Raw genomic sequence first — 876 nt, 5'->3', positions numbered from 1 at the left:
AACGGTGCTGATATATTACCAAAACAGGGTTGGTTCATTCGTTTTACGCGTGATGGCGAAAAAATGCTAGCGACATCTTTAACCATTGATGGAACGGTTTACTTTACCACTTACGAGCCCACAGCAAGTACTAACGGCTGTATTTTTAGCTCCGGTATTCCTCGCCTCTACCATATCGAAATAGCTGACGCGACACCGGTTAAGAATTATGACGGTATCGGATTAGATTCTGAGTTAACCACAAGCGATAGGGAAGTTGGCACGCTCACGACACAATCATTACCAACCGCACCACAAAGACTTCGTGTGGATGGCCAAGACATTTTGTGTATTGGTACAGAGTGCAATCCACTTGATCGCGAAGGAAAAATTGTTAGAACCTACTGGGTTCAAGAGGAGTAAATATGTATACCTGCAAGAATTGTTATAGCTCGCAGAAGGGCTTCACGCTGATAGAATTAATGGTAGTGGTGGCTATAGTGGCTATCATAGTTGCTATCGCGTACCCGTCATATCAGGATAACGTAAAGAGTTCCAAACGCTCTGAAGCTCAGGGCGCCTTAGTCTCTTTTTCGGCTGCGATGGAAAAACATTTCACACAAAATAACTCTTACCTGAATGCAGGACAAAGTGGAGATACTGGGGCTCCCGCAGTATTTGCTACAACCGCACCGGTAGGCGGCTCATCTGTTTACTACGACCTAACGATTGAAGCGGCTACAGGGAGTTCTTACACCCTACGAGCGACTCCTACCAATTCCCAAACGGGCTATGGCTTTTTGGAGTATAACGCCCTATGCCAAAAAAGCTGGGAAGAGGATAATAGCGGCGCGATCGGTGGCAATGAGTTTGACTGGGATAAGAACTAAACGATAG

2 protein-coding genes are annotated in these 876 nt (G+C 45.8%); both read left to right on the top strand.

Going from position 1 to position 876, the window contains the following annotated elements; translation table 11 throughout:
- On the top strand, positions 1-402 hold a 402-nt coding region (locus A3756_RS28335), incomplete at its 5' end, for a hypothetical protein (RefSeq protein ID WP_231875631.1).
- A gap of 2 nt (positions 403-404) precedes the next feature.
- On the top strand, positions 405-869 hold the full coding sequence (locus A3756_RS24530) for a type IV pilin protein (RefSeq protein WP_068554936.1): 465 nt from the start codon (positions 405-407) through the stop codon (positions 867-869).
- Positions 870-876: the final 7 nt, after the last annotated feature.

It is taken from the genome of Oleiphilus sp. HI0086 (assembly GCF_001635225.1).
This window is presented reverse-complemented; position numbering and strand designations above follow the sequence as displayed.